Here is a 21,954-nt window from a genome sequence, read left to right on the forward strand (position 1 = left end):
CCCGCCCCAGCGCGGGGCGTTTCGCGTCAAAAAGGGGGCTCTTTCGCGTTGCACCGGAAGTGTCGGCGCAAAGCTGTCCGCGTCCCTCTGACCGGCAACCGAAAGCGCGCCAGAGAACGCCGGTTTCGAGGTCATGCTGTTGCCCGGGTTCGGAGAATATTCCAGACTTCGAAAGTGAATCGGGGTCCATTCAGTGGGCTTCTGAAACTAAACGACAAGCGCGCGCGGATTGCCGAAATGCGAACACTGCTGGCTGTTCTGGTGTCCCTATCATTTGCCCTGGGCTTTCCAAGCCCAGTGGTCGCTCAGGACTATGCGTCCCTGTTGCGGGATTTTCGCGCCGATGCACTCACGACACAGGACAAACGCTTCCTTCAAGCCGCGCTCGCCTTCGAAGGGCATTACAACGGCCTGCTGGATGGGGATTGGGGGGCCATGAGCCAGCGGGCTCTCACCGCCTATTCCCGAAGCGAATTCGGCAGCGCGGCGCAGGACTGGCACATGGCGATACTGGCCTTCACCCTCTTTCAACGGGTCGAGTCCGATGGTTGGCAGATCGAGTATTTCGAACCGCTCGGCATGTCCTTCTTGTTCCCGACCAAGACCGCTGTTTCCGACCCCGCTACGGAGCAGTTCGTGAACTGGCGGCACAGCGGCAGTTCGCTGTCCTACTCCGTTGCTGTCGCAGACGTGGCGCGAACGAACAGGTTTCACGACTACACGCTTTCCAAACACGACCGTACCGCCGCCCCGTATACGGTCAGGAAGCCCGGTTTCGCGGTTACGAGCGCGCAAGGACGCGATGGAACCATCCTTTATACAAGGTCGAACTTCGTGAACGGCAGTTGGTCGACTGTCATGATCTCGGCGAAATCCTGGGACAAAGCGACGTTGAACGCCGTGGCGGCAAGCATATCCGTCGGGATGGGCGCGCCGATCCACTTCACGGAAAGCGGCCGCCTTTGGGATGCCGTCGTGAATGTTCTTGCGGTAATCGAAAAGCAAGACGGCCCGAACGACCCAGAACGAACCTCCGCCGTTGCGCCCGGAAACACGCGTTCGCCGAGCACGGGTTCCGGTTTCTTCGTTTCAAACGATGGACATGTGCTTACGAATGCGCATGTCGTTTGGGGTTGCGAGCAGGTCTCCGTAAACGGAAACCCGGCAACCATTCTCGGGATATCACAAGACTTCGATCTGGCGGTTCTCAAGACGGCCCGCGATGCCGAAAAGGCGGTCGCCGCTTTCTCGCCGGCTCCCGCACGGCTCAACGCCGATGTCACGGTTGCCGGTTATCCGTATGCCGGTCTGCTTGGCGGGCTGAACATCACACGAGGGGCGATATCCTCGGTCACCGGACTGCAGGGCGAAGGAACGACCATGCAGATCACGGCCCCGGTTCAGTCAGGAAATTCCGGTGGGCCTGTTATTGCCGGTAATGGCGCGGTCATTGGCGTCGTCGTGTCAAAGCTCGATGCAATCGAGATCGCCGAGATTGTTGGCGACGTGCCGCAAAACGTGAACTTTTCGGTTCGCGGAGAAATCGCAAAGCTTTTCCTCTTCCAGAACGGGGTCGAGCCTTTGTTGAGCAGCAGCGATGATGTCCTGACGCCCGAGGATCTGGCCGAAAAAGCCGATGAATTCACCGTGTTCATAGAGTGCCGGTGAAACCATCAAGCGCCGCCCGCGCCAGACGTCACAGCCGGGCTTGGCCAACCTGAACAGGTGATGCGTTCAAGGAATAACTGGCTGGGGTGGTAGGATTCGAACCTACGGTACGCGGTACCAAAAACCGTTGCCTTACCACTTGGCTACACCCCAACCGTGCCGCGCTACTTACGACGCGGATTTCAGGGGATCAAGCCCCCAGACAGCAAATTTCCACCGCTTTTCCAACCGTGCTTCCATCCCGGTCACGAGGCATCGGCCAGCGGCGTCATACCCGGCTCGTAGAAGCAGAAGCGCCCGCGCCCGGCGCGTTTGGCGGCATAGAGCGCGGCGTCCGCCTCGGCCAGGATACCGGCCGGTTCGCGGCCAGGATCGGTGACGACGACGATGCCGATACTGGCCGACACGGTGCAGGACCGGCCGCCGAACGGAACGGGTTTCTCGATCCCGTCGATCAGGCGCCGGGCGATCGACGACACCGCGCCCCGGTCGCTCAGCCCGGACAGCAGGATCACGAATTCGTCGCCGCCGACGCGCGCCGCCATGTCGCCCTTGCGGATCAGGTCTGTCATCACCTGCGCGGCCTGGCGCAGCATACGGTCGCCCGCGGCGTGGCCCAGCGTGTCGTTGACGTCCTTGAAGAAATCCAGATCGACATGCAGCACCGCGAAGGCGCCGTCCGACGCCGCCGCCTGGGCCAGCACGTGATCGGCCGCGCGGCGGTTGCGCAATCCGGTCAGCGTATCGGTATAGGCGCGTTCCTCGGCGGCGATCTTGGCACCCTGCAGGCGCAGGTTCAGCGTGCGCGATGCCTCCATCGCCGCGGACTTGGCCTCGACTAGGTACAGCATTTCGACCGTCAGGTCGGTGGCTTCGAAATCGCGGCTGGTCAGCGCAAAGTCGCGCACCGCGTCCACCACGCCCATGCCGAAGGACATCTTGACCACCGCGCCGCCGCGGCCGTCGGGCACCAGCACGCCCTTCATCGCGGTGCGCCGGGCGTCGCGCAGCCGCAGGTGCAGCTTGCGCCCCGCCGCCGCCAGCAATTCGGCCATGCCCGACACCGACCGCGGGCGATAGACCTCGAAACGTTCGAGAAACCGCGTGCCCTCCAGCGGGTCGTCGCCCACCAGCTTGGCCAGGGTCGGACCGGTCTGGCGGACATGGCCGGACGCATCGATGACCACATGCATCGGACACAGGTCGTTCAGGATCGCCATCGGCAGCGTCATGACACCATCCTGGGCGTCGCCGGTCCGGCCAGGTCGAAGTCGCGCCCCGAGGCGAAATCGGTCTCGATCACCTGGATTTCCACCCGTTCCGCACCGCCCGAGGCGCCTTGGTGGTCCAGCAGCACCAGCGCGCCGTAATCGTCGGCCATGGCGCGCAACAACCCGACCAGCACATGGCCAAAGCCCGGCAGGCTTTCGTGGACATGCAGGCTGAATTGCGACGCGGTGAAATCCCGCAACTCGATCTCGGGCAGGTGCAGATCGGGCACCGCAAGGCGCACCCGGTCCGGCAGATCGTCCAGCGAATGCAGGAAATCGATGAAGTCGATCCCGCCAAAGCGCAACAGCCGGCGCAGGCGTTCGTTTCCGGGATGCGAGACCAGGTACGTGCCGGCATCTTCCAGCAACACCTCGCGCGGCTTCGACAATTGCACCGCCGCGGCGTCCAGCACCGCATCCAGCAAGGACGGATCGTAGCTGAGCATCGCCTCGAAACCGGCATCCTCCAGATGCGCGGCCTCGGCCATCGCCATCCAGGCCTCGCGGCCATAGGTATCCTGCAGGAACCGCTGCAGGGTGCGGAGGATCAAACCGTGCATCTTCCACCGAACTCAAATATCCGCCGCAACCTGCGGTACAGGGTTTAAGATTCTGGAAACAGGTTCAATTGCGCGGAAATATCGCCATGTCGCCCAGCCGCAGCACCTGCGCATCGCTCGGCGCCAGCCGCGCCTCGCCGCGATGCAGGGCTGCCAGCGCCGCATCCGGCAATCCGCCGTCGACCGCCACGCCGAAGCCGCCGGCAAAGCCCCGCAACGCCAGGCGCCCGTCTTCCAGAGACAGCGACTGCACCTGCACATAGTCGGGGCCAAAGCGCTGGAACAGCAGCGCTTCGTCGGCGCCCGCCCCCGGTGTGAAGCGACCGACATACACCGCGCAGCCGGGCCCCTCCGGGATGACATTGGCGCAGGCGCGGCGCAGGTCCGCGGCCAGGAACGGCGTCAGTCCGTCCCAGGCGGTATCCGGCAAGACGGCACCCGCGGGATAGACCGGCACGGCGTCGCGCAGCGCGGCGCGGTCATCCGGCGCCGCGTCGGCGATCCGGCCGGGATCGGCCTCGCGCGCCAGGGCGATCCGCGCGGCCAGGTCGGGGCGCAGCGCCTCGAGCTCGGCCAGCGCCGCCCGGCCGGGATGCCCCCAATCCCAGGCCAGTTCGCGCAGCGGCAGGATCTCGGCCGGCACGCCGCGCTGCGCGCGGGCCAGCTGATCCTGCGCGGCGATGCGTTCGGGCACGAAAAGCGGGCTCAGCCAGACCAGGCAGACCGCGACCGAGACCAGCGCGATCCAGGTATTGGCGGCCCGGATGCGCGCCATCCAGCCGCGCCGCAGCACGACCGCCAGCGCATAGGCCGCGCCATAGGCCAGCAGAACCGCGCCGATCGTACCCGCCATCAACCGTTCGGGGCTCAGGCCATAGCCCGCCACGCGGATCCACAACGCCCACAGCGCCAGCCCCGCCAGAACCGGCGCCAGCAGGGCCAGGATCTGGGCCGAAACCACAAGCAGCCGGCCCTGCACCGCCTCGCGCCGGTCGCGGTTGACCGCCACGGTGATCAGCACCACGGCGGCCAGCGCAAAACCCATCAGCGTCGCGGCCGGCGAGAACCCGGCCAGTTCCAGCCCGGAAAAGCCGCGCATCGGCAGCAGCGCCAGGAAAACCGCCGCCACCGCCAGCACCGGCGGCAGCAGCATCTGCAACAGCCGCAGCACCAGCCGCGGCGACACGAAATCGCGCAGCTCGTGCGCGATGGCCAGCGCGAACCCGAACACCGCGCCGGTCAGCGCCGCGGCCAGAGCCGGGCGGTCGGTGACCCAGGCCATCAGCGGCACCCCGACGATGTGCAGCAGCGCGTCCGACAGCGACAACAGGCCCCAGAACAGCGCGGTGAACAGCACTGCCGCGGCATAGCGCACCACGATCCGCCAACTCAGCGCGAACAGGCTGGGATAGTCCCGCCACCCCGTCCGGTCGCGCAGCCAGGCGGCCAGGAACGGCGTGGCGATCAGCAGCGCCATGCCGAAGGCCAACGCCGGATAGACCTGGTCGAGAAAGCCCGCCACCGTGACATGGCGCGCCGATGCGCCGTAAAGCAGCCCCGCCAGCACCAGCGCCACCGGAGCCGAGACCAGCGCGGCCGGTCCCACCCGCGCCGGGCCGGTCAACGCCAGCAGGATGGTGAAGAAGGCCGTGGCGAAACCGGACGCGAACAGCAGCAGCCGCGGCTCGCCGATGCGGTCGGGCAACCAGTCGACGAACGCCCAGCCCGCAAGCCCCGCCAGCGACCCCAGCAGGACCAGCACCAGCCGCATCCCGGCTTGCCGCGTCTCGTCGCGTGTCATGGCCCTACCTCGCCCCTCGTATCGGCATCCGTGCCAGTCTGCGGGTCCGGCATGACAACCGCAAGGTGGGGATTCCCGGCGGTTCGCGGCTCAGAAATCGGTGGGCGCCCCGCCCTCGCGCTTGCGCCGCTCGACGAAGGCGGCCAGTTCGTCGCGGATCGCCTCGTCCATCGGCGGCGCTTCGAAATCCGCCAGGATCTGCTTGTAGAGGTGGTGCGCCCGCTCGGGTGTCCAGACCGCGCCGCCCGCCTCCCACGCCTCGAAATTCTTCCAGTCCGACAGGAACGGCTGGTAGAAGGCGGTGGTATAGCGATCCTGGGTGTGCTGACAGCCGAAGAAATGCCCGTGCGGGCCGACCTCGGCGATGGCGTCCAGCGCCAGCGCCTCGTCCGAAGTATCCCAGATCGCGGGGTCCATGTAGCGGATCATCTGGCTCAGCACTTCGCAATCCATCACGAACTTTTCCGGGCTGGCGATCAGCCCGCCCTCGAGCCAGCCCGCCGCGTGATAAACCATGTGGCTGCCCGACTGGATCGCCGCCCACAGGCTGTGCTCGGTCTCCCACATTGCCTGGCCGTCCGGCACGTTGGCCGCGCAAGACCCCGACGACCGCAGCGGCAGGCCGTAGAACCGCGCCATCTGCCCGGTCATCTGGGTCGCGCGCATGTATTCCGGCGTGCCGAAGGCCGGTGCGCCCGATTTCATGTCGACATTGCTGGTGAAGGTGCCGATCACGCAGGGCGCGCCCGGCTTGACGATCTGCGCCAGCACCACCGCGATCAGCGCCTCGGCCAGCGATTGCGCCACCGCGCCGGCCATCGTCACCGGCGCCATCGCGCCCGCCAGCGTGAACGGCGTCACCACCAGCGCCTGGCCGGCGCGCGCGCAGCGCATCCAGCCATCCATCATCGGCCAGTCATGCTTCAGCGGCGAGGTCGAGTTGATGTTGGTATACATCCGCGGGCTGGCCTCGAATTCCTCGCGGCTCAGGCCGCCGGCGATGCGCACCATCTCCAGCACGTCCTCGACCCGCTCGGGGCCCAGCGAATAGGCATGCACCACCTTGTCCGACAGCAGCAGCTTGTCGTGCAGCACGTCCAGGTGCCGGATGCTGGGATGGATGTCGACCGGTTCCACCGGATAGCCGCCGGCGAAATGGATACAGTTGAAATACTGCGTCAGCTTGAGCAGGTTGCGGCACTGCTCGCGCGTGCCGGTCACCTTGCGACCGATCTCCATGTCCCAGTAATTGGGCGGCGAGCTGACATTGCCGAACAGGATGTGGTTGCCGCCCAGCACGATCCGGCGCTCGGGGTTGCGCGGGGTGATGGTGAATTGCGACGGCGCGAGGGCGACATACTCCATCACCATGTCGCGGCCCATGCGGACGTTCTGGCCGTCCACCGTGGCGCCCGCCTTGCGCAGGATGCCGACAGCCTCGTCGTTCAGGAACTCGATGCCGATCTCCTCGAGGATGCGCATCGCGGCGTCATGCATCCGCGCCACGCCCTCTTGCGACATCGGCTCGGTCGGCGCGTCACGGTTGACCGGCAGGCACCAGGGCGCCTGTTCGATCGCCGCGTCGCCGCGCCGCGCGCTGTTGCCGGCGCGGCCGCCGCTGCGGCGGCGTTTCACGGGGGCGTCGGTATCGGCCATGGCGGTCTCCTGTCGGCTGCGCCCCTAGCAGACACGCCGCCCCCGCGCTTCGCCTGCCGGAAAACGACGCCGGCCGTCGCTTTTCGCGAATGCACCCGGCGCTACAACCCCAGCCAGCCCGGCAGATGGCCGATATCGGGCAACACGGCATCGGCCAGCGGTGCCAGCACCTCCGGCCCCGCCATGCCGGTCAGCACGCCCACCGTGCGCATCCCCGCGGCGCGACCCGCGACCAGGTCATGCGCGCTGTCGCCCACCATCACCACCCGGTCCGGCGCCAGCCCGACCGCCCGGGCAAAGGCCAGCAACGGGCCGGGGCCGGGCTTGGCGCCGTGGCCGCTGTCGAACCCCGCGACGAAATCGAACCGGTCGCGCACGCCGGCATGGTCCAGATGCGCCAGCGCCGGCGCCTCGGCATCGTTGGTCGCCACGCCCAGCCGCAACCCCGCCGCGCGCAGCCGGTCCAGGAACGGCGCCAGCGGCACCGCCTCGCGCTGCGGCGCGCGGGCGGCTTCCTCGTTCAGCAACGCCACGATCCCGTCCTGCGACAGCCCCGGCAGATGCGGGCCCAGCGCCGCGGCGATCTCGCCCGGCGTGCCGGCGATGACGATGCTGCCGGGATGGAAGCGCCGCGCGCCCAGGTCGAACCCGATCTCGGCCCCGATCGCCTGCGCCCGCGCCCGGTCGCCGGTGCAGACCCGCAGCAGGAACGCCTCGGCCCAGGCTTCCCAGGTGGCGGCGAAATCGAACAGCGTGCCGTCCTTGTCGAACAGCACGCCAGCGACGGCCGCGCTCATGTCCAATGCACCTGTGCCCCGCCGGGCAGCGCCGCGCGCGCCTGCATCGGCGCGTCATAGCCCAGCCCCTGCGCATCGCAGAAGGCGGCGATCCAGGCGTCGTCCATCAGGATGAAATCCAGCACCGCGCCCTGAAACTCGGGATCCTGAAGATTGACCCGGAACTCGGCCTCGCCGGCACCGGTGGCGCCGGAAAACACCGGCAGCAAGTCGTCGTTCGAGGCCAGCCAGGCAACCGCCTGCAGCCCGACCGTCTCGGCGGATTCCCGCGACATGACCATTTTGCCTCAAATCCGAAACAGTTTCTTAACCTTCGTTCATAAAGACTGAGGATACAGTGCGGATCAAGCGGCTGCCGATATGGAAGCGGCCGAAAGGAACCTATGTCAGGACGGATTCTCATCGCTGACGGCGTTGCGACCAACCGGATCGTTCTGCGTGTCAGGCTGGCTTCGGCCTTCTACACCGTCGAACAGGCGGTGGACGGCCGCAGCGCGTTCGATGCCATGCGCAGGAACCGCCCCGATCTCGTGCTGTGTTCGTCGGACCTGCCCGACATGACCGGCCGGCAATTCTGCAACCGGCTGCGGGCCACGGCGGCGGGTGCCGACCTGCCCGTGGTCCTTCTGCTGGAAGCCGACGATGCGGCGGCACGGCGCGACGCGCTGTCCGCCGGCGCCGATGACGTGATCTGCCGCCCGGTCGACGAACTGGTCCTGCTGGCCCGCATCCGCGCCCTGTTGCGCGCCCGCGATGCCGAGGCCGAGCTGCGGTTGCGCGACGACACCCGCCGGGCGCTCGGCCTTGCAGAAGACCCGGCGCCCTTCGCCGCCCCCGCCAGCGTCACCCTGGTGCCCGTCGGTCCGGGGCTGGATATCGATGCCCTGCTCGACCGGCTGGGCCGGGTCACGCCGCACCGCATCGCCCACCGCGATCCCGAACAGGTGTTGCGCGATGGCGGGCCGGTGCCGGATGTCTTCGTTCTGGCCGAAGCGCCGGGACCGGGCGGCGCGGCGCTGCCGCTGCTGTCGCAGCTGCGCTCCGACACCCGGACGCGGCACGCCGCCATCGTCTATGTCGCCCAGCCCGGCCAGCGCGAACATGCCGCCGCGGCGCTGGATATCGGCGCCAGCGACCTGATGTCGAACGGCCTGGACGCGCAGGAACTGGCGCTGCGCCTGGCCAAGCAGGTGGCGCGAAAGCGCACCGCCGACCGCCTGCGCGCCGACATGCAGGACGGTCTGCGGGCCGCGGTGATCGACCCGCTCACCGGGATCTACAACCGCCGTTACGCGCTGCCGCATCTGGGGCGGCTGGCCGAACAGGCGAAACAGAAGGGCCGCAGCTATGCGTTGCTGTCGGCCGACCTGGACCATTTCAAGCAGATCAACGACGGCTTCGGCCATCCCGCGGGCGACGCCGTTCTCGGCGATGTCGCGCGGCGGCTGCGCGACAACCTGCGTGCCGCCGACATGGTCGCCCGCATCGGCGGCGAGGAATTCCTGGTCGCGATGCCCGATACCAGCCAGGCGGCGGCGATGCGCACCGCGCAGCGGCTGCGCCGGCTGGTGGCGGACAACCCGGTCGAACTGGCCGATGGCCGGGTCATCCCGGTGACGATCAGCATCGGCGTCGCGATCGGTGCGCCGGATGCCGCGACCTCGCCCACGGCCCTGCTCGACGCGTCGGACCGCGCGCTTTATGCGGCCAAGCGGCAGGGGCGCGACACGGTGGTGCTGGCCGACAACCTCGCCGCCCTGCCCCGGCGACGCAAGGACCGCGCCGAATCCGACGGCGCAAGGACCAAACCCGCCCGCGCCCTGCGCGGCACCGGCTGAACCGCCCGGCGGGCTCAGTCGCGCGGCGGCGAACGGCGCTTGCCGATGTTCTCCAGTTCCGCCTCCAGCCGGTCGGCAAAGGCCGCCCGCGCGGCCGGGTCCAGCCCGCTGAGGTGCTGCACCAGAACCCGGCGGCCCAGAGCCTGCCGCGATGCCGCCGCATCGCCCTGGCGCTCGAGGGCCGTCGCGACCGCCTCGGGATCGAAGGGTTCGGCCCGCAGCAGCGCCAGCACGTCGCGATAGCCCGCCAGAAAGGCACCGGGCCGCGCGCCGTCGCGTGCCGCGCTGCGAAAGGCGCGCCGCAACGCGCGGCTCTGGTCGGCATCCAGCGCCCGGATATAGGGCGCGATCACGTCCCGCGCGTCGCGTGGGGGCGGGCCGCCGCGCAGCAGCGCCCCGGCGACGACCCCGGCCACCACCAGGTTCAGCGCCAGCGAGGCATAAAGCAGCAGCCGCAACCACAACGCCATCCCGGACTTGCCCGCCGGGTCCCGTTCCGTCGCCATCTCAGCCCTCCGCCATCAGCGACAGCTCCAGGCTGCCGATCGGATCGACGGCATAGCCCGACAGGTCCGTCCCGCCGATCATCGCCGCCAGCCCCGCCGGCGGGCTGACCCCGATCCACAGGCCCGCCAGCCCCGCCGCCGCCAGGCCGGCCGCGCCGGGCCAACCGCCCAGCGCCTGCCGCAACTGCGTCAGGACGCCCGGCCGCCGCGACACCGCCCGCGGCGCCGGCATCTCGGCCAGCGCCTGCGCCTGAAGGCTTGCCATGAACGCGCGCGACGGTTCCGGCGCCTGCGCCCGGCCCGCGTCAAAGAAGCTGTCCAGCCCGTCTTTCCGCTCATCCGTCATCGCCATCGATCCCCAGTTCCGCGCGGCGCCCCAGCAGCCGCTCTTCCAATGCCCGTTTGCCGCGCGCGATCAGACTTTCCACCGCCCGCACGCTCATGTCCATGATCCCGGCGATCTCGGGATTGCCGAGCCCCTCGATATGGCGCAGCACCACCGCCTGGCGCTGGCGGTCCGGCAGCTCATCCAGCGCCGCCTGCAACGCCGCGGCCCGTTCGGCCCGCTGCAATCCCGCCACCGCGGACGGCGCGCCGTCCGCCGGTTCCGGCACCGCATCGATATCGGCCATGCCGCCGCGGCGGCGGCGCAAGCGGTCGATGCACAGGTTCGCCGTCACCGTGTAAAGCCAGGTCCGCGGCTTGGCGCCGCCGGCATCCCAACCCGGCGCGGCGCGCCACAGCCGCAGCATCGCCTCCTGCGTGACATCCTCGGCCTCGGCCCGGTCGCCGCCCAGCATCCGCATCGCATGGGCGAAGACCGGCGGCCCCAGCCGGGCGGTCAGCACCCGCGCGGCCTCGGCATCCCCGGCCGCGTAGCGCGCCAGCAACTCGTCGTCGTCGCGGCCGGTCATGGCGTCAAGAGGCATCCGCTTCGCTGTCCCGCCGGGTCGCGGGCGACGCCGGTCAAACTGGCGCCGCCCGGCCCGAGGCGCAAGCCCGGAAGGTGATGGGGATGATTCCGGGCCGCTCCGTTCCGTTCTACCGGTCGCGCCGGCCGTCACCGCGATGGTCGCGCCCCATCTTGCGCATCGCATCGGCCTCGGCCTGGGTGATCACGCCGTCGTCGTTGGCATCCAGCCGGTCGAACATCCGGGTCTCGCCGCGCGCCGCCAGTTCCTCGGCCGACAGCTTGCCGTCCTCGTTGGCATCCATGCGGTCGATCATCCGCTCGAACTGCTCCGCACGGCGGGCTTCGCGCCGCGCGTCGGCCATCGCCTGCAACTCCTCGGCGTTCAGCAGCCCGTCGCCATCGGCATCCGCCGCGGCAAAGCGCGCGGCATGGGCGGCGTCGATCTCGGCCCGGGTGATGCGGCCGTCGCCATCGGTGTCGAACCGCTCGAACAGCGTAGCGCGATCCATGTCGCCGCGGCCCCCCGGCCCGGGCTTGGCGGCGACGGCGCCCGCGCCCAACGCGACGATCACGGCACTGGCCATTGCGATGGCAAAAGGTGTTTTCCTGGTCATGTCGATCTCCTGTATCCGACCTGTCTCGGGTTGTCGGTCCGCCGGGCTTGTCCGTCCGGCATCTCCACAGGCTCTCACGCCGGCCCGGTGCGATTCCGTCGCGAATGACACAAACCTCACGCCTCCGTGATCCGCGACAGGACGACGCAAGGACATCCTGTCCCCTGTTTTCGCGCCGCCGGAAACCGCATCCTGTCCATGCAGATAAGAAAGAAACGACCGACAGGACATGATCAAGAACCTTCCCCGAGAAACCTGGCCATCCGTGTGGCGCGGATGGCGCCGACGGTGCCCGAATTGCGGGTCCGGCCCGATGATGGCGGGCTATCTCAAGGTGCAGAAATCCTGTCCGGTCTGCCGCGAGGAACTGCACCACCACCGCGCCGATGACGGGCCCGCCTACCTGACCATCCTGCTGGTCGGCCACGTGATGGCGCCGCTTCTGCTGTTCGTGTTCACCACCTGGCGGCCGGATCCGCTGATCCTGTTCACCATCTTCGCGGTTGGCTGCGTCGCCCTGTCGCTTTATCTGTTACCCCGACTGAAGGGGGCGATCGTCGGTTTCCAGTGGGCACGCGGAATGCACGGTTTCGCGCACTAGGCCGGCGCCCCCTGCCTCAAGCGAAACGGACCCAGCGTGACCGACAGCCCCGATCAGCCAGGCCCCGACAAGACCGCCATCCGCGACGCCGCGACCGTCATCGTCCTGCGCGACCGCGACACCCGCCCGCGCATCCTGATGGGCCAGCGCGGGTCGCGGGCGGCCTTCATGCCCAACAAGTTCGTCTTCCCCGGCGGCGCGGTCGACAGCGCCGACGCCGAAGTGCCCTTCGCAGCACCACTGCCGCCGCTCTGCGCCGCGCGGCTGCGTGACGATGCCGCGCCCGGCCTCGTGCCGGCGCTGGCCGCCGCGGCGATCCGCGAGCTGTGGGAGGAAACCGGCCAGATCCTCGGCGCGCCCGGTGCCTGGCCCGACGCGCCCGCCGACTGGCAGGGCTTTTCCGAACGCGGCCTGCTGCCCGACGCGTCGGGGCTGCAATTCGTGTTCCGCGCCATCACGCCGCCGGGGCGGCCGCGCCGTTTCGATGCGCGCTTCTTCCTGCTCGATGCCGAGGCGCTGGCCAGCGATCCCGACGATTTCGACGCCGCCACGGACGAGCTCAGCCACCTGCAATGGATCGCGCTCGACGAGGTCCGGCATTTCGACCTGCCCTTCATCACCGAAGTCGTGCTGGCCGAAATCGCCGCCCGCGCCACCGACGCCACGCCGCCCGCCTCCGTGCCGTTCTTCAACAACACCGACGAGGAAAGCCTGTTCCTGCGGCTCTACGGCCGGCCGCTGCCCGACTGACCCCTTTTCGCCGCGTCCCGCAGCGGCTAATCACGCGCCATGCTGAACACCCTGACCCACGGCACCGCCACCCAAGCGCCGCCCCTTCTGATCGTGCACGGCCTCTACGGCTCGGCCCGCAACTGGGGCGTGATCGCCAAGCGGCTGTCCGACGAACGCCAGGTCATCGCCGTCGACCTGCGCAACCACGGCGACAGCCCCTGGACCGACAGCCACAGCTATCCCGACATGGCCGCCGATCTGGCCGAGGTGATCGCCGCGCAGGGCGGCCGCGCCGACGTGGTGGGCCATTCGATGGGCGGCAAGGCGGCGATGGTGCTGGCGCTGGCCCACCCCGAGACCGTCAATCGTCTGGTGGTCGCCGATATCGCCCCGGTCGCCTACACCCATTCGCAGATCCAGTTCATCGAGGCGATGCGCGCCGTCGACCTGTCGCGCGTGGAAAAACGCTCCGACGCCTCGGCGCAGCTGGCGGCACTGGTCGACGACCCGACCCTGCAGGCCTTCTTCACCCAGTCGCTCGACCTCAAGGCGCGGCGCTGGAAGCTCAACCTCGACACGCTGGCCGCCGAGATGCCGGCGATCCTGGGCTTTCCCGACATCTCGGGCCAGTTCGACGGCCCCGCCCTGTTCCTCTCCGGGGCCCGGTCCGACTACGTCCAGCCCGAACACCGCCCGGCGATCCGCGCGCTGTTCCCGCGCGCGCGCTTTGCCCGGATCACCGGCGCCGGGCATTGGCTGCACGCCGAAAAGCCGCGCGAATTCGAAGCCTCGGTCCGCGCCTTCCTCAACGCGCCCGACCGCGCCAGCCGCGCTTCGGAGTGAATCCCATCGGTTATTCGCGGCCTCGCCCTTCGGGCGAACGCGAAAACCGATGCGACAGGCCCTTGGTCGGATCCGAAACGCTTCAATCCAGCAGCCGCAATTCGCCGTCCAGCCAGGGCAGCAACGCCAGGGCCGGCGCGATCACCATCTCCTGCATCAGCAACTGCACCGTCCGCGCCACGTCGCGCGGCAACTCGCCGGCCCAATCCGCCCCGGCATACAGCGAAATCGTCCGCGCGAAGGGCGGCCAGGGCAGCGGATGCGCCTCCATGCGGTCATGGAACCGCCCGGCACGCATGTAGCCCATCGGCGTGGTGATCGCCCAGCCCATGCCGCGCGCCACCAGCGTCATCAGCGACAGATGCGCGCCGATCTCGAAGCGTTCGTCGAAATCCAGCCCGTGGCGGCGCAGCTCGGCCTCGATCCGCGCGCCGATCATCTGCGCCCGGTCATAGCGCAGGATCGGCAGCGCGCGCATCACCGCCGCCACGTCGCCCTCGCGCTCGGCCGCCCCGCGCGGGCAGACGAAGACGAAGGGATCGCGCGCCAGCGGGTATTCCGTCACCCCCTCCAGCGCCTCGCCCCGTGACGCCGCCACCGCCAGGTGCAGCCGGCCGGCCGCCATTTCCGCGGCGATCTCGTGGCTGGGCGCGGTCACCAGCCGGAACCGGCAGCGCGTCATGGTCTCGGCCAGCATCGTCACCAGCCGCGGCGTCAGGTCGTTGTCGAAATCGTCGATCACGCCCAGGTTCAGCACCCGCAGATGGCTCAGATCCATGCTGGTCAGCTCGCTCTGGCCCAGCCGCAGCTGTCCCAGCACCACCTGCACCCGCGCCAGATAGGACCGCCCCGCCGGCGTCAGGCTCATCGGGCGGCGCCCGTGATCGACCAGCGGCTGGCCCAGCGCGGTTTCGAGATTCCGTATCTGTTGGCTCACGGCGGGCAGGCTCAGCCCGGTGCGGTCCGCCGCACCGGCCACCGATCCCGTTGCTGCCAAGGCCTCGAACACTTCGAGCCCGCGCAGCGTCACGCCCTTCATCAGCATCCCGCACCCCGCCGGTTTTCACATTTGTGAAACTGCGCCGGGCGCGCGTCAAGCGCCCCGATGCGCGCTCAGAGGCCGCTGCAGATCTGTTCGGATTGCGCCGCGAAGGCCTTGTAGCGCTGCCAGAACGCCTCGTGGCTGCGGTTGTCGGACTGGCGGATTTCCTGGGCGCGGTGCGGATCGGAAAAGAATTTCGCCGCCATGCGCTGATCGCCGCCCGACAGCGACCGGTTCGCCACGCCCTGGATGCAGCCGCACAGCCGCCCGTTCGCCGCCTTGCGCCCGCTGCCCAGGCAGGCCTTGGAAATCGGCCCGCTGGAAAACTGCACCGCCGCGCCGCCGGCATACCGGTCGACCCGGTTGCCCCCGCACGCCGCCAGAAACACCAATGCCGTCAGAAGAAGTCCCGCTGTGCGCATGTCACCCGTTCCGCCTGTTCTCCGCCGCCGCCGAGGTTGTCCCCGATCGCCCGACGCTCTGCCCATTTGGCCTGATCATGCGTCAAAACAAGGTAAATGGCAATTGTTCGCTGGGGATACGTCACCCTCTCCCCGGCTGGATGTCCACCCCACCGCGATCCCAGCCCCCGTAAGACGGGGTTCACCCCGCCATTCCGTCCCACCGCAGGACAGATGTCCAAACCAACTCGCGCCCGTGCGCCGCCCTCTACCCAAGCCGCGCATCGCCAGTCCGCGGGATGGCGATCCAGCTTCCGAATTGCCGCGCTTTATCCCACCAAGTCCGTAGGCCCTTCGAGCCCCGCAGCCAGCCCAGCCAAATCGCCAGCCCGTCCGGGCGGGTCATGCGGAACGCATGCCTCCGGCATGACCGATGCGCGTTCATCGGGCTTGCGTCGCGCCACTGGCGCGACGGTCCCTCTTCACCCTGCGGCCGTGATTCCGCGCAGGAAGACCCTCTCAACCCACCTTGACCAAACCCGCATTCCGCCGCATATCGCGATCCATGACCATACCCCTGTCCCGCATCCGCAACTTCTCCATCGTCGCCCATATCGACCACGGGAAATCCACCCTGGCCGACCGGCTGATCCAGCTCACCGGAACGGTCGCCGAACGCGACATGAAGGAACAGATGCTCGACGCCATGGATATCGAGCGCGAGCGCGGCATCACCATCAAGGCCAACACCGTCCGCATCGAATACCCCGCCAAGGACGGGCAGACCTATATCCTCAACCTCATCGACACGCCCGGCCATGTCGATTTCGCCTACGAGGTCAGCCGTTCGATGCGCGCGGTCGAAGGCTCGCTGCTGGTGGTCGACGCCACCCAGGGGGTCGAGGCGCAGACGCTGGCCAATGTCTACACCGCCATCGACGCCGATCACGAGATCGTCCCGGTGCTCAACAAGATCGACCTGCCCGCCTCGGAACCCGAGCGCGTCAAGGAACAGATCGAGGACGTCATCGGCATCGACGCCTCCGAGGCCTGCCTGATTTCCGCCAAGACCGGCGTCGGCATTCCCGACGTGCTCGAGGCCATCGTCACCCGCCTGCCCGCGCCGAAATCCGGCGACCCCGACGCACCGCTCAAGGCGATGCTGGTGGACAGCTGGTATGACAGCTATCTCGGCGTCGTCGTGCTGGTCCGCATCATGGACGGCACCCTGCGCCGCGGCGACAACATCCGCATGATGCGCACCGGCGGCAAATACGGCGTCGACCGGCTCGCCGTGCTGAAACCCGCCATGACCGACGTCCAGGAACTGGGCCCGGGCGAGATCGGCGTGCTCACCGCCTCGATCAAGCAGGTCCGCGACACCCGCGTCGGCGACACCATCACGCACGAGAAAAAGGGCGCGACCGAACCGCTGCCGGGCTTCAAGCCCTCGGTCCCGGTGGTGTTCTGCGGCCTCTTCCCCGTCGACAGTTCCGAATTCGAGGACCTGCGCGACGCGATCGAGAAGCTCGCCCTCAACGACGCCTCCTTCACCTTCGAGATGGAGACCTCGGCCGCGCTCGGCTTCGGCTTCCGCTGCGGGTTCCTGGGCCTGCTGCATCTCGAGGTCGTCCGCGACCGGATCGAGCGCGAATACGATATCGAGCTCATCACCACCGCGCCCAGCGTGATCTACCACGTCTTCATGAAGGACGGCGAAAAGATCGACCTGCACAACCCCGCCGACATGCCCGACCCGTCGAAAATCGACCATATCGAGGAGCCGCGCATCAAGGCCACGATCCTGGTGCCCGACGAATACCTGGGCGACGTGCTGAAACTCTGCCAGGACCGCCGCGGCATCCAGCTCGACCTCACCTATGCCGGCGCCCGCGCCATGGTGGTCTACGACCTGCCGCTGAACGAGGTGGTCTTCGACTTCTACGACCGGCTGAAATCGGTGACCAAGGGCTATGCCAGCTTCGACTACCAGCTACAGGGCTACCGCGAGGACAACCTCGTCAAGATGCAGATCCTGGTGAACGACGAACCGGTCGACGCGCTGTCGATGATGGTCCACCGCGACCGCGCCGAGATGCGCGGCCGGGCGATGTGCGAGAAACTCAAGGATCTCATCCCCCGCCACATGTTCAAGATCCCGATCCAGGCCGCCATCGGCGGCAAGGTCATCGCCCGCGAGACACTGTCGGCGCTCCGCAAGGACGTCACCGCCAAATGCTATGGCGGCGACGCGACGCGCAAGAAGAAGCTGCTGGAAAAGCAGAAGGCCGGGAAGAAGAAGATGCGGCAGTTCGGCAAGGTGGATATCCCGCAAGAGGCGTTTATTTCCGCGCTGAAAATGGACAGCTGAAAGCTGCCATTTTCAGCGCGAGTGGGCGAAAGCGGGTTCTGGCGCAGCCAGGTTCCGCGTGCCCACCCGGTGGGCTATAGCTGGTTCGGCATCGAAGGTGGACACGTAAAAAACTGCATTCAAAGCACTGATTGAGCGGATCATTTTCCAAGCAAAACCTGAACAACTTCGCTGTTGTAAAATGCCAAAAAGCGCTTGCGTTTGCTCCCCCGATTCAACCTATGCTCAGCCAATAAACTGTTCGCCACGCGTTAGCAACTTCGAGTTGAATTTGATCTGGTTTAATGACAATAATGGCCCAGTGGTAGCTTTGAACCGGGTAAAGACGTGGATTGGAAACAGATAGACTTCAGCCTGTCCTATGAGGAAATTTTTGCACAAATTCGCGCTCGCGAAAGGCAACTCATATTGAAGGATATTGAGCGACTAGACGCGATTACGGAGCAACTGGAAGCCGAAGATCTGTTTAACCATGCTGAATTTAAAAAACTACGCCGACGAATTGGAAGTCAACAAGATTGGGCAGATGTTGTGGGGGTTTCCGCTGCTACAATCGGAAACTATGAACGCAGTCAAACATATCCGAATAAGTCAACCAGAAAGTCAATTATTGTTGCATTAAAGAATTTTAGAAAGCAACTTGAAGAGAATCTTGACACCGGGAACGTACCATTCGCCAAGAAAGACGAGAAGCTTGACGTTGACATAAAGGAAGCAAAGACCACTTTAGACAAATCGATACTTGACGCTTCACTGACGGACTTCAAGTTTGACAGCGAGAATCAAAAAGTAATCCCTGTTGCATTTGAATTTGACGAGATAAAAACGGAAATAGCGCAGATTGAGCAGGCGAGAAGCGATCTTATTGAAGCGCTGGGACATCAAGCAGATCGAATTGCGAAAAATTTGTCAGATGGCGTCAACGCAAATGTGAACAGAATAGTCCAGGCCCTTCACGATTACCAAGGAGAAACTCGCAGAACTCGACCGAATCCAAGAATCCTATTACGTGCAGGAAACCTCATATCAAGAAGCGCTTCAAATGATGATATATCATTTGCTATATCGGATTTCGATCAAGCAGCTCTTGATGAGTTTAGCGATGATCATCGAGAATTGATGCGCCTTTACTACCGGGAAGCCTTGGCGAAAGCTCAAAGAGTTTCCGATATCGAGATCGATCCCGATGACGCCGTTGATATTGACAAGGACTTCGACGCTGTCGCCGATGAATTAGACAAAGTTCGAACACAAGATGGCGAACCAGTGTTTTCAGAGGCAATAACGACACTTCTCCGCGATATATCAGCCGAAATACGAGAGTACAAAGAGACCGAGATTTTGACAAGCGACGCAGAGCGCAAGTCAGTCATAAAAAAGCGACGCGGCGAAGCAATCAAAAACGGATCAATACTTGTCGGGCGTATATTGATCTTTGTAAGTTTCGTTACTATCGTGGACCCAATGGTAGCATTGACAACTGCGGGTAGCATCGCTTCGATTGTAAGCGTAATACAGAATGAGAGCCCAGGAACAGTCCGGCGTTACTATGAGAAGCTAAGAGAAAAGCTGCCTTTTCTACCAAGGTATCCGTCGAAGAAATGAAAACTACACTAGTTTGCGGTCTTTCACCGCCACCCCACCACACCCACCCCGCCAGTCCGCGGGATGGCGATCCACCGCCTGAACGATACACTTTATTCCTTCGAATCCGTCCACCCTGCGACCACAGCCCCCAGCACAACCAAATCGCCAGCCCGTCGCACCGCAGGTGCGCCGGTTGAAAACGGCACGCCTTCGGCGTGACGGGCGGGTCATGCTGGAAGCATGCCTTTGGCGTGACCGATGCGCGGCGGCCCTCGCGGGCCTTGATTCCGCGCAAGGGCACCCAGCCCAAAGGCCACACCCCGATCTCCGCGTAGGGCGGGGTTCACCCCGCCACACCCCATCGCCAAAACCACCCGCGCCGGTGGGTCACAAACCCACCCGACACGGGCCGCCCGTCCGGCCGACGGCGGGGTGAACCCCGCCCTACGGCGCCCCAACCCGCCGCCGCATCGCCAGGGCCGTCCGCGCCTCGCCGCCCACGCCCTGCCCCGCATCCAACCGCGCTGCCTCGGCACGGGCCTGGACCGACTTGGCCGCGCGGAACCGGGTATACTCCTCTTCCAGCCGCCGCCGCGCCTCGGTCTCGTCGCGGCCCTCCAGTGCGGCCAGCAGCTCCAGCTGGTAGAACGGCACCACGCCGGCCACGAAGCGGCCGTGCCGCGACAGCCACAGATGGCCACCCCAGCGGTCGACCCAATCGACATGTTTCGCCGTCTGCTCACGAAAGCGTGTCAGCGGCACGGCGCGAAATTCGCTCTGCATCCCGGTCTCCTTTGGGTCCAATCACCAATCCGTCCCGAACCCGGCCCGAATCGGACGGATCGGTCGCGGCGCGGCCCCGATGACCCGTTTTCCGCCCCCACCGATCCGTCCCGAAATCGGCCTGTTCGGGACGGATTGCACCCTGCCAGAGCCGCCCGTTCCCTGCGTTAACGCCCCGTGCGCGGCGTTAGACCTTGCCCTGGATCAAGGTCGTACGCATTCCGAAACCGTAATCCTTGGGCGAATCCCCAAGGCCGGAGACACCCATGTTGCCGCTGACGCTCGTCATTCACATCTTCCTCGGATCCACCCTTGCCGGTTGCGCCGTGATCGCCGCGCTGGTCATGGGCTACGACACCGCGACAGCCATTCTCGTCGCTGCAAGTGTCGGATTTTTCAGCGCTTTTCCGGTATCCTGGTTGATCGCCAAGCGCCTGGTCTGACCCGCGCCGACCCGCCCACCCCCATATGGGGGTATTCGCATCGCATCGGTCCGCTACGCTTCCTAGCGCATTTTTGATGACGTTCGGAGTTTCCAATGGTCCGTATAGCGATGACCGCCGCGGCGCTGGCCGCGGCGACAGGCGGTTCCTTGCCCGCGCAAGAGACGCTCGACCCTTTCGACAAGGCCGAAGAATTACCGTTGCCCGACAATGGCTTACCTGATCCGGAGGCGGATGCGCTGACGGTCGCGCTGCTGTTCTTCGCAACCGTAGTGACCAGCACGTCCAGCTCTGCCGCCACCGGCACGCGCTGATCGTCCGACACGCCGGTCCGGGGCCACCGGGACGCGGGTTCACCCTGGAGCCGGCGTCGGCGCGTTCCTTGCGCCCGGCCCGTCGCGCAGGGCGCAACCAGGCAGGCGGATCACGCCGTCGCAACGGGCAACGCGCTTGCAAATCCAAAGCTCTTTGGGTCCAATTCCCCGGCAGGATGCCGCATGCCGACCAGGCCGCGGCCTGACCGTGCAGGCGCCCCCGCGCGGGGCAGAACAAAGGGTTCGCGATGCGACGGGGGTACTCGCTGACACAAATTCGCCTTCACTGGGCGGTGATGGTGCTGGTCGCACTTCAATACCTTCTGCACGAACCGATGTCGGATGCGTTCGACCGGCTGGTCGAGACCGGGCAGGCACAGCCGACGGCGCTGGTCGCGCTGCACGTCTTCGGAGGGTTCGTGATCTTCGTGCTGACGCTGGTCCGGCTGGCGATCCGGCGCGCCCGTGGCGCACCGCCGCCGCCCGAAGGCGAACCCGAGTTGTTCCGCCTGGCCGGGATCGTGGCGCATCAGGCCTTCTACGTGTTCCTGATCGCCCTGCCCGTCACCGGCGCGTTCGCCTGGTTCCGCGGCGATGAAACGGCGGGCGACATCCACGAGATCCTGCGCGCCCTGCTGCTTGCGCTGATCGCCCTGCATGTCGCAGCCGTTGTGGTGCATCAATTCGTCTGGAAAACCGGTGTTCTGGACCGGATGCGCCACCCTGCGGAATGATCAGCGACGGCGTTCGAGATGATCGAGGAACCCCGCCGCACACGCTTCGATCAAGTTCAGCGCCGCTTCGAAATCGCGAGTGAAATACGGGTCGGGCACGTGATCGGCGCCCGTATCCGGCGCGAAATCGGTGAACAACCGCGGCTTGTCCCGCAATCCGTCGGGTGCGATGCGGGCCAGACCGGCGATGTTGTCGGCGTCCATCGCCAGGATCGTGTCGAAGCGATGAAAGTCGTCGGTCCCGACCTGGCGCGCGCGCAGGGCCGATAGATCGTATCCGCGTGCCCGGGCGGCGTCCTGCATCGGGCCATATGGCGGCTTGCCGATATGCCAATCGCCGGTGCCGGCGCTGTCGATGTCCAGCGCCATGTCCCGCGCCCGGGCCATTCTTCGCAAGACCGCCTCGGCGGTCGGCGACCGGCAGATATTGCCCAGGCAGACGAACAGGATACGATGCGCCATGGTTCCTGATACCCCGT

Annotated in this window: 24 protein-coding genes and 1 tRNA gene; 10 read left to right on the plus strand and 15 right to left on the minus strand. The window is 66.5% G+C overall.

The window, feature by feature from the left end:
• Window positions 1-237: 237 nt before the first annotated feature.
• Window positions 238-1,668 (plus strand): S1 family peptidase, encoded by a 1,431-nt coding sequence (locus KUH32_RS01700; protein ID WP_217776336.1) that lies wholly within the window; start codon window positions 238-240, stop codon window positions 1,666-1,668.
• 78 nt (window positions 1,669-1,746) lie between these two features.
• Here the strand turns inward: KUH32_RS01700 and KUH32_RS01705 are convergent.
• The 7 genes from KUH32_RS01705 to KUH32_RS01735 all read right to left on the minus strand — a co-directional run bounded on the left by KUH32_RS01705 (window position 1,747) and on the right by KUH32_RS01735 (window position 8,034).
• Window positions 1,747-1,821, minus strand: a tRNA-Gln gene (locus tag KUH32_RS01705).
• A 92-nt stretch (window positions 1,822-1,913) separates the two neighbouring features.
• Entirely contained in the window at window positions 1,914-2,900 is a 987-nt protein-coding gene (locus KUH32_RS01710; RefSeq protein WP_217776337.1) for a diguanylate cyclase domain-containing protein, read from the minus strand.
• Complete coding sequence (locus KUH32_RS01715; RefSeq protein ID WP_217776338.1) at window positions 2,897-3,499, minus strand: heme NO-binding domain-containing protein; 603 nt, start codon at window positions 3,497-3,499, stop codon at window positions 2,897-2,899. Before KUH32_RS01715 ends, KUH32_RS01710 begins: the two co-directional genes overlap by 4 nt.
• A 64-nt stretch (window positions 3,500-3,563) precedes the next feature.
• Window positions 3,564-5,300: a DUF4153 domain-containing protein gene (locus KUH32_RS01720; protein ID WP_217776339.1), complete on the minus strand. Its 1,737-nt coding sequence runs from the start codon at window positions 5,298-5,300 to the stop codon at window positions 3,564-3,566.
• Window positions 5,301-5,390: 90 nt separating this feature from the next.
• The gene (locus KUH32_RS01725) at window positions 5,391-6,956 is read right to left on the minus strand and encodes a trimethylamine methyltransferase family protein (protein ID WP_217776340.1); all 1,566 of its coding nucleotides are present in this window, start codon (window positions 6,954-6,956) and stop codon (window positions 5,391-5,393) included.
• Between the two features lie 101 nt (window positions 6,957-7,057).
• Entirely contained in the window at window positions 7,058-7,753 is a 696-nt protein-coding gene (locus KUH32_RS01730; protein WP_217776341.1) for an HAD family hydrolase, read from the minus strand.
• The gene (locus KUH32_RS01735; RefSeq protein ID WP_217776342.1) at window positions 7,750-8,034 is read right to left on the minus strand and encodes a DUF3572 domain-containing protein; all 285 of its coding nucleotides are present in this window, start codon (window positions 8,032-8,034) and stop codon (window positions 7,750-7,752) included. The genes KUH32_RS01730 and KUH32_RS01735 overlap by 4 nt, the downstream gene beginning before the upstream one ends.
• A gap of 102 nt (window positions 8,035-8,136) precedes the next feature.
• Here KUH32_RS01735 and KUH32_RS01740 point away from each other — a divergent pair, with 102 nt between their 5' ends.
• Complete coding sequence (locus KUH32_RS01740; protein WP_217776343.1) at window positions 8,137-9,591, plus strand: diguanylate cyclase; 1,455 nt, start codon at window positions 8,137-8,139, stop codon at window positions 9,589-9,591.
• 14 nt (window positions 9,592-9,605) lie between these two features.
• Here the strand turns inward: KUH32_RS01740 and KUH32_RS01745 are convergent, their stop codons facing one another.
• From KUH32_RS01745 to KUH32_RS01760, 4 genes are all read right to left on the minus strand, one after another.
• Entirely contained in the window at window positions 9,606-10,097 is a 492-nt protein-coding gene (locus KUH32_RS01745; RefSeq protein ID WP_254898961.1) for a periplasmic heavy metal sensor, read from the minus strand.
• Window position 10,098: 1 nt separating this feature from the next.
• A complete protein-coding gene (locus tag KUH32_RS01750; protein WP_217776344.1) occupies window positions 10,099-10,443 on the minus strand; it encodes a hypothetical protein in 345 nt (114 codons plus the stop codon).
• Window positions 10,433-11,026 (minus strand): RNA polymerase sigma factor, encoded by a 594-nt coding sequence (locus tag KUH32_RS01755; RefSeq protein WP_217776345.1) that lies wholly within the window; start codon window positions 11,024-11,026, stop codon window positions 10,433-10,435. Before KUH32_RS01755 ends, KUH32_RS01750 begins: the two co-directional genes overlap by 11 nt.
• Window positions 11,027-11,138: 112 nt before the next feature.
• Window positions 11,139-11,624 (minus strand): EF-hand domain-containing protein, encoded by a 486-nt coding sequence (locus KUH32_RS01760; RefSeq protein ID WP_254898962.1) that lies wholly within the window; start codon window positions 11,622-11,624, stop codon window positions 11,139-11,141.
• A 229-nt stretch (window positions 11,625-11,853) separates the two neighbouring features.
• Here KUH32_RS01760 and KUH32_RS01765 point away from each other — a divergent pair, with 229 nt between their 5' ends.
• Genes KUH32_RS01765 through KUH32_RS01775 form a run of 3 tightly spaced genes read left to right on the plus strand, consistent with a single transcriptional unit; the run spans window position 11,854 to window position 13,800 of the window.
• Complete coding sequence (locus KUH32_RS01765; protein ID WP_217776346.1) at window positions 11,854-12,225, plus strand: DUF983 domain-containing protein; 372 nt, start codon at window positions 11,854-11,856, stop codon at window positions 12,223-12,225.
• A 36-nt stretch (window positions 12,226-12,261) separates the two neighbouring features.
• Window positions 12,262-12,975 carry an NUDIX hydrolase gene (locus tag KUH32_RS01770; RefSeq protein WP_217776347.1) on the plus strand — a complete coding sequence of 238 codons (714 nt, stop codon included), beginning with the start codon at window positions 12,262-12,264 and terminating at the stop codon, window positions 12,973-12,975.
• Between the two features lie 39 nt (window positions 12,976-13,014).
• Window positions 13,015-13,800, plus strand: a complete 786-nt coding sequence (locus tag KUH32_RS01775) for an alpha/beta fold hydrolase (RefSeq protein WP_217776348.1) — start codon at window positions 13,015-13,017, stop codon at window positions 13,798-13,800.
• 82 nt (window positions 13,801-13,882) lie between these two features.
• Here KUH32_RS01775 and KUH32_RS01780 read toward each other — a convergent pair whose 3' ends face one another.
• Window positions 13,883-14,845, minus strand: coding sequence for a LysR family transcriptional regulator (locus KUH32_RS01780; RefSeq protein WP_217776349.1), 963 nt, complete (start codon window positions 14,843-14,845; stop codon window positions 13,883-13,885).
• Window positions 14,846-14,913: 68 nt separating this feature from the next.
• Window positions 14,914-15,264, minus strand: a complete 351-nt coding sequence (locus KUH32_RS01785) for an arginine transporter (protein ID WP_217776350.1) — start codon at window positions 15,262-15,264, stop codon at window positions 14,914-14,916.
• Window positions 15,265-15,808: 544 nt separating this feature from the next.
• On the opposite strand from KUH32_RS01785, the gene lepA reads away from it, so the two are divergent.
• Complete coding sequence (lepA, locus tag KUH32_RS01790; protein WP_217776351.1) at window positions 15,809-17,614, plus strand: translation elongation factor 4; 1,806 nt, start codon at window positions 15,809-15,811, stop codon at window positions 17,612-17,614.
• 327 nt (window positions 17,615-17,941) lie between these two features.
• Window positions 17,942-19,219: a helix-turn-helix domain-containing protein gene (locus KUH32_RS01795; RefSeq protein WP_217776352.1), complete on the plus strand. Its 1,278-nt coding sequence runs from the start codon at window positions 17,942-17,944 to the stop codon at window positions 19,217-19,219.
• A 426-nt stretch (window positions 19,220-19,645) separates the two neighbouring features.
• Here the strand turns inward: KUH32_RS01795 and KUH32_RS01800 are convergent, their stop codons facing one another.
• A complete protein-coding gene (locus KUH32_RS01800; RefSeq protein WP_217776353.1) occupies window positions 19,646-19,984 on the minus strand; it encodes a hypothetical protein in 339 nt (112 codons plus the stop codon).
• 266 nt (window positions 19,985-20,250) lie between these two features.
• Here KUH32_RS01800 and KUH32_RS01805 point away from each other — a divergent pair, with 266 nt between their 5' ends.
• The 3 genes from KUH32_RS01805 to KUH32_RS01815 all read left to right on the plus strand — a co-directional run bounded on the left by KUH32_RS01805 (window position 20,251) and on the right by KUH32_RS01815 (window position 21,475).
• Window positions 20,251-20,427, plus strand: a complete 177-nt coding sequence (locus KUH32_RS01805; RefSeq protein ID WP_217776354.1) for a CTP synthetase — start codon at window positions 20,251-20,253, stop codon at window positions 20,425-20,427.
• A gap of 95 nt (window positions 20,428-20,522) precedes the next feature.
• On the plus strand, window positions 20,523-20,741 hold the full coding sequence (locus tag KUH32_RS01810; RefSeq protein ID WP_217776355.1) for a hypothetical protein: 219 nt from the start codon (window positions 20,523-20,525) through the stop codon (window positions 20,739-20,741).
• Window positions 20,742-20,989: 248 nt separating this feature from the next.
• Window positions 20,990-21,475 (plus strand): cytochrome b, encoded by a 486-nt coding sequence (locus KUH32_RS01815; protein WP_217776356.1) that lies wholly within the window; start codon window positions 20,990-20,992, stop codon window positions 21,473-21,475.
• Here the strand turns inward: KUH32_RS01815 and KUH32_RS01820 are convergent, their stop codons facing one another.
• Window positions 21,476-21,937: a low molecular weight protein-tyrosine-phosphatase gene (locus tag KUH32_RS01820; protein ID WP_217776357.1), complete on the minus strand. Its 462-nt coding sequence runs from the start codon at window positions 21,935-21,937 to the stop codon at window positions 21,476-21,478. It lies immediately after the preceding gene.
• Window positions 21,938-21,954 lie beyond the last annotated feature (17 nt).

This window comes from Thalassococcus arenae (assembly GCF_019104745.1).
Lineage (GTDB): Bacteria > Pseudomonadota > Alphaproteobacteria > Rhodobacterales > Rhodobacteraceae > Thalassococcus_B > Thalassococcus_B arenae.